The following is a 6,518-nucleotide window of genomic DNA, read 5'->3' on the forward strand; positions in this document are numbered from 1 at the left end:
GAAGGCATCGCCTGCGCCGAGAATATCGCGGGGCTGACCGGCATCGTGAACCACGACGTTATCCCGTCGGTCGTCTACACCTGGCCCGAAATCGCCGGTGTCGGCCTGACCGAGGAGCAGGCGAAAGAGCGCGGCGAGGTCAAGGTCGGCAAATTCCCGATGATGGCGAACAGCCGCGCCAAGACCAATCACGAGCCCGACGGCTTCGTGAAGGTGATCGCCGACGCCAAGAGCGACCGCGTGCTCGGCGTGTGGTGTATCGCCAGCGTCGCCGGCACGATGATCGCGCAGGCCGCGCAGGCGATGGAATTCGGTGCGACGTCCGAAGACATCGCCTATACCTGCCACGCGCATCCGACGCACAGCGAGGCGATCAAGGAAGCGGCGATGGCGGTGACGGGCAAACCGATCCATATTTGAGGAATCTACCCCCTCCCCTTCAGCACCCCAACCCCTCCTCTGAAGGGGAGGGGCTAAGGAAGGATCGCTGATGGAAACCCAACTTCTTGTCCGCCTGCTCGACCTTTCCGGCATCGCCGTTTTCGCGCTGTCGGGCGCGCTGATGGCGGTGCGGTTGCGGCAGACGCTGGTGACCGCCGCCTTCTTCGCGCTGGTGACCGGCGTCGGCGGCGGCAGCGTGCGCGATCTGTTGATCGGCGCGCCGGTGTTCTGGGTGCAGGATGGCGCGATCGCCGCGGTGTGCATTGCGATCGCGATGGTCGTCTGGCTCACCCCCGAACGCTGGTGGCAGGGGCAATTGCTCGAATGGGCCGACGCGGTGGGGCTCGCCGCCTATGCGGTGTTCGGCACCGCCAAGGCGCTGGCGTGGGGCGTCCCGCCCGTGCCCGCGCTGATGATGGGGGTGATCACCGGCTGCGTCGGCGGCACGATCCGCGACATATTGGCGGGCGTGCCGTCGATCATCATGCGCCCCGAAGTCTATGTGACCGCGGCCGCGCTGGCGTCGGGGCTGTTCCTGCTGCTGCAATGGCTGGGAACGGGGACGCCGGTCGCGGCGGTCGCGGGGGCGGTCGCGGGTTTCATCCTGCGCGGCGCGGCGATCCGCTGGTCGCTCGCGCTGCCCGCCTATCGCGACCAATAAATAGGGACTGTCCCTATTTATTGGGGGTCGCTTGACGTTCGCGGCAACTGCGCCATGATGACGGAAACCGGACAGAGGATTTCCGCAGCATGACGATAGCCCAGACGACCGCCAACGGCATCACCATCACCTATGAGGACAAGGGGCCGAAGGACGCCCCGGCGATCCTGCTGGTGATGGGGCTGGGCGGGCAATTGACGCTGTGGCCGGACGAGTTCGTCGATGCGCTGAACGGCCGCGGTTTCCGTACGATCCGCTACGATAATCGCGACGTCGGCCTGTCGACGCGTTTCGAGGCGGCAGGGGTGCCGAACGTCAAGTGGATGATCGTCAAATCGGTGATCGGGCTGCCGATCCGGCCAGCCTACACGCTTGCCGATATGGCGGCCGACGGCATCGGGCTGCTCGACCATCTGGGCATCGACCGCGCGCATGTCGTCGGCGTGTCGATGGGCGGGATGATTTCGCAGCATATCGCCGCACGCTATCCCGATCGCGTGCTGTCATTGACCTCGGTGATGTCGACCACGGGCAATCGCCGCCTGCCGCGCGCGCAGAAGGAGGCGATGCAGGTGCTCGCGAACCGGCCGATGAGCGGCGACAAGGAGGCGCTGATCGCTTACTCGGTCAACGCCGCGCGCGTGATCGGCAGCCCCGGCTATCCGTCGGCCGAAGACCGGCTGCAGCGCCGCGTCCGTGCCGATTTCGAACGCGGCTGGTATCCGCAGGGTGTCGCGCGCCAGATGGCGGCGATCGTCGCCGATGGCGACCGGCGTACGCTGCTCAAATCGGTGAGGGCACCGACGCTCGTCATCCATGGCGAGGATGATCCGCTGGTTCCGCTCCCCGGCGGGCGCGACACCGCCGAGAATATCGCGGGTGCGCGGCTGCTGACGATCCCCGGTATGGGGCATGACCTGCCGCTCGCGCTGGTCGACACGCTGGCCGGTGCGATTGCCGAGCATGCAAAGGAAGTTGCGGTGGCGGCTTAACCTCTCCCCTCCCCGCAAGCGGGAGGGGATTATTTCAGCAGCAATGCCATCGTGGCGAAAAAGCCCTTCGCTTCGGTCTTACCCGGTCGCGGGACGGCGGGGAGGTACGCGCGACAATCGAGGCACGACGCCTGCACCGACCCTGCCTGCGTCAGCATTGTCAGATCCTGCATCAGCCGCCGTTCGGTTAGCTGGCGGTTCATCGCCGCGATGCCGAACCAGCCGCGGGGCAGGGCGGCGGTTTCTTCTTCGGCGCCCGTCAAGCTGGCGAGCATTTTCGAGAAGGCGCTCGGCTCGTCCTCGAAATATTTGGCGTGAAAATCGCCGTCGATGTTCGCGAGCTTCGCCGCGGCTTTCAGCGCGTCGGGCAGGCCGCCGAACTGGTCGATAAGGCCGATCTGGTGCGCGGTGCCACCGGCCCATACGCGCCCTTCGGCGATCGTGCGGACCTTTTCGATCGGCTGCTTGCGGCTCTTCGCGACAAGGCCGGTGAAGCGGCCATAGATGTCCTCGACGCTCGCCTGCGCCAGCGCGTTGAACTCGTCGTTCACGCCGCCGAATATGTCGGGCTGGCCCGACAGCGGCGTTGTCGCGATGCCGTCGGCGTTGACGCCGATCTTGGCGAGCGCCTGATCGAAGCTCGGCAATATGCCGAACACGCCGATCGATCCGGTGATCGTCTCGGGCTCGGCAAAGATGCGGTCGGCGGGGGTCGAAACCCAATAACCGCCCGATGCCGCGACATTCGCCATCGAGACGACGATCGGCAGCTTCTTCGCCTTGGCCGCGAGCAGCGCCTGCCGGATTTCCTCCGACGCGAGCACCGATCCGCCGGGCGAATCGACGCGCAGGACGATCGCCTTGACGCTGCCGTCGGTCGCAGCATCGAGGATATGTTGCGCGATGGTTTCGCCGCCCGCGACGCCGCTCGGCGCTTCGCCATCGACGATCTCGCCGACGACGGGTACGACCGCGATCGTGCTGCCCTTCGTTTCGGGCGGATTGGCGGCGACCCAGTTTTCGAGCGGGATGGCGTTATATTCCCACGGCTTGCTGTCGTCGGCGGTGCCGCTGATCTCGGCGACGCGGCGGTCGAACGCCATGCGGCTGCCGACCTTGTCGACGAGGCCCGCATCGACCGAAGCCTTCGACAAATCATTGCCCGCCGCACGCACCGCACCCGCGGTATCGGCGATGAAGGCATCGAGCTTCGCCGCCGGGCGCGCTTTCTTGACGTCGGTCAGCCAGTTATCCCAGAGCACGCTGGCATAAGCGAGGTCGGCTTCCTTCGCTTCGGGCGACTGGTCGGTGCGCAGGAAGGGCTCGACCGCGCTTTTGAAGGTGCCGACGCGGTAGATATGCGCGGTGACGCCGAGCCGGTCCATCAGTCCCTTGTAATAGAGGCGCGATCCGCCGGGGCCGGCGATCGCGACGCCGCCGATACCGTCGGCCCAGATTTCGCTCGCGTGCGACGCGACCTGATAGCTGTCGGTGGTGTAGGCGGTGGCGAAAGCGAGCACCGGTTTCTTCTTCGCGCGAACCTTGTCGACCGCGGCGCCGATTTCGGCGAGCGAAACCTGCCCGCCGCCGAGGAAGCGGTCAAGGTCGAGCACGACCGAGGTCACGCGCTTGTCGTCGGCCGCGGACTCCAGCGCGTGGACGACGTCGCGGACGCGGATTTCCTTGAGCTGCGCGCCGCCCGACAAGGCTGCGAGCGGATCGACCTCGGACGGCTGTTCGCTGACGATGCCGTCGAGTTCGATCAGCAGCGCGCCCTGGCTGACCGGCAGCCCGGCATTGGGGCGCCCCGAAAGCAGCCCGAACAAGGCGACGAAGAAGAGGAGCAGGAAGATGAGCGCCAGCGCATCCTTGATCGCGACGAGCAGGTTCCAGACCTTGCGCGGGAAGCTGGTCGTCGACTTGGGCTTGTCCTCGCCCGGCAGCGGCCGGCGCACGGGGATGGCCCAGGGGCCGGCGGGATCGTTCGTGTTCGCGGTGGTGTCGGTCATGCCCGCGAACCTAGGGATGCGCCTCGCCCTTGGCAATGCAGGCTTCGACGGGCGGGGGATGGGGCACCATGGACGGCTATTGATCCCAATCCCCGTTCGCATCGAGCGAAGTCGAGATGCCTATCGGTCAGACATGCCTTCTGGGTGTCTCGACTTCGGCCAAAGGCCGAAGTTTATCCTGAGCGCCTGCCAAGGCAGCCGAAGGGCTCGACACGAACGGAAGCTTGTTCAGAGCCAGCCTTCGCGGCGATACCAGCGGACGGTTTCGGCCAGCGCGTCGTCGGTGTCGCGCTCGGGGCGCCAGAGGTCAGCGGGCGGGCATTTTCCTTCGGTCGCGACCCAGTCGGGATGCGCGATATAGCGCGCGCGGTCGGGGGTGAGCTTGGCGCCGCTGCGGCGGACGAACTGGTCGAGGCGCCCGCCGGCCTTGAGCAGCAGCGCGGGGGTCGCGACCGTCGACAGGCGCTGCCGCCCGACGGCGCGCGCGACCGCGCGGGCAAAGCCGCGATGCGACCAGCCGGTCGGCTTGCCGTCGTCGGGTTCGTAAATCTGGCCAATGCTCGCGCCGCGGTCGGCCGCCAGCGCAACGAGCAGCCGCGCGAGTTCGTCGACATAGATTGCCGACATGCGTCCGCTCGGCACCAGCGCGATCCCGCGCCGCGCCATGCGGAACAGGTCGAGCATCTCGGTATCGCCGGGGCCGAACACCGCGGGCGGGCGGACAATCGTCCAGTCGAGGCCGCTGTCCCGGACGACGGCCTCGGCGCGTTCCTTTGACCAGCCATAGTTGGACAGGCCCGGCTCGCGCGCGGCGAGCGAGGAGATGTGGACGAAGCGCGTTACGCCCGCACCGCGCGCGGCATCGACGACGCTGGCGGTCGCGGTGGCATTGCCCGCCTCGAACGCGGCGCGGGTGGGGACGTTAACGACCCCTGCGATGTGCATGACGGCGTTGGCGCCCGCCGCCATCTCGGCAAGACTGCCGGTATCATCGAGCGCGCCCATGATCCACGTCACGCCATCGCGCGCGGGTTGCGGGCGGCGGGTGAGGGCGCGGACGTGCCAGCCCGCCGCGACGGCATCGCGCATCGTCGCGCCTCCCACGAAACCGGTCGCGCCGGTCATCGCGAGGGTGGGGACGGTCATCGGACGATGCTTCTTTCGTCGTCATGCTGAACTTGTTTCAGCATCCATGGCCCGCCCTCTCGTCCAACGCGGCGCAGGCCGAACGGGCCGGCCATGGACCCTGAAACAAGTTCAGGGTGACGGAGAAAGAGCTGGTAGCCGCCCGTCACAAGAGCACCATATGGTCGCGGTGGACCATCGCGCTGCGCGGCGCATAGCCGAGTGCGGCTTCCTGCGCGTCGCGGCCGAGGCCGACGATGTTGGCGGCGTCGGCGCCCGGATATTCGGACAGGCCGCGCGCGATGACGCGTCCGTCGGGACCGGCAATGTCGAGGATGTCGCCGCGCGCGAAACTGCCGCTGACCGCGGTCACCCCGGCGGCGAGCAGGCTTGCGCCGCCGTGCAGCGCCTTCGCGGCGCCGGCGTCGATCTCGACCCGGCCCTTGGCGGTGAGCCCGCCCGCCAGCCACGCCTTGCGCGCGCTTGCGCCCTTGTCGGCGACGAACAGGCTGTGGCGCGCTTCGGTGGATAGGGGCCGGTCGATGCGTCCCGACGCGATCGCGAGATGCGCCCCTGCGGCATTGGCGATGCGCGCCGCCGCGATCTTCGACACCATGCCGCCCGACCCCATGCCCGAGGCCGAGCCGGTGTCGGCCATTGCCTCGATCGCGGCATCGATGCGCTCGACGCGCGCGATATGGACGGCGCCGTCCTGCGCCGGGTTGCGATCGTAGAGGCCGTCGATATCGGAGAGCAGGATCACGCCGCCCGCCGCCGCCGCCTGCGCGACGCGCGCGGCGAGGCGGTCGTTGTCGCCGAAGCGGATTTCCTCGGTCGCGACGCTGTCATTCTCGTTGATGATCGGCACGACGCCGAGGCTGAGCAGCCGGTCGAGCGTCGCCGCGGCGTTGAGGTAGCGGCGGCGATGCTCGAGGTCGTCGAGCGTGACGAGCATCTGCGCCGCGGTCAGTCCTTCGGCGCCGAGCACTTCGGCCCACACCTGCGACAGCGCGATCTGTCCGGTCGCGGCGGCGGCCTGCGCATCCTCGAGCGTCCCCCGCCCGCCCTTGGCGAGCCCCAGCCGCCGTGCCCCGAGCGCGATCGCGCCCGACGAGACGACCGCGAGCTGCTGACCCGCGCGCGTCCGCTCGGCAATGTCGGCGGCGATGCCGACAAGCCAGTCGCGCCGCACCGCACCCGACGGGTCGACGAGCAAAGCCGATCCGATCTTGACGATCAGCCGGGGGCAGGCGGTGGGCGCGAACAACATGCGCCGCCGATAGCGTGCGC

Annotated in this window: 5 protein-coding genes and 1 pseudogene; 3 read left to right on the forward strand and 3 right to left on the reverse strand. The window is 68.2% G+C overall.

What is annotated here, in order from left to right:
* From VJ811_RS06165 to VJ811_RS06175, 3 genes and pseudogenes are all read left to right on the forward strand, one after another.
* A pseudogene (locus tag VJ811_RS06165) lies at positions 1–420 on the forward strand (dihydrolipoyl dehydrogenase); the annotation flags it as partial.
* 70 nt (positions 421–490) lie between these two features.
* The gene (locus tag VJ811_RS06170; protein WP_324071387.1) at positions 491–1,102 is read left to right on the forward strand and encodes a trimeric intracellular cation channel family protein; all 612 of its coding nucleotides are present in this window, start codon (positions 491–493) and stop codon (positions 1,100–1,102) included.
* 89 nt (positions 1,103–1,191) lie between these two features.
* Entirely contained in the window at positions 1,192–2,094 is a 903-nt protein-coding gene (locus VJ811_RS06175) for an alpha/beta fold hydrolase (protein ID WP_324071388.1), read from the forward strand.
* Between the two features lie 29 nt (positions 2,095–2,123).
* Here VJ811_RS06175 and sppA read toward each other — a convergent pair whose 3' ends face one another.
* The 3 genes from sppA to proB form a co-directional block, all read right to left on the reverse strand.
* Positions 2,124–4,103: a signal peptide peptidase SppA gene (sppA, locus tag VJ811_RS06180; protein WP_324071389.1), complete on the reverse strand. Its 1,980-nt coding sequence runs from the start codon at positions 4,101–4,103 to the stop codon at positions 2,124–2,126.
* A 228-nt stretch (positions 4,104–4,331) separates the two neighbouring features.
* Complete coding sequence (locus tag VJ811_RS06185) at positions 4,332–5,249, reverse strand: NAD(P)H-binding protein (RefSeq protein WP_324071390.1); 918 nt, start codon at positions 5,247–5,249, stop codon at positions 4,332–4,334.
* 145 nt (positions 5,250–5,394) lie between these two features.
* Positions 5,395–6,498, reverse strand: a complete 1,104-nt coding sequence (gene proB / locus VJ811_RS06190) for a glutamate 5-kinase (RefSeq protein ID WP_324071391.1) — start codon at positions 6,496–6,498, stop codon at positions 5,395–5,397.
* Positions 6,499–6,518 lie beyond the last annotated feature (20 nt).

It is taken from the genome of Sphingopyxis sp., from assembly GCF_035250425.1.
Classification (GTDB): domain Bacteria; phylum Pseudomonadota; class Alphaproteobacteria; order Sphingomonadales; family Sphingomonadaceae; genus Sphingopyxis.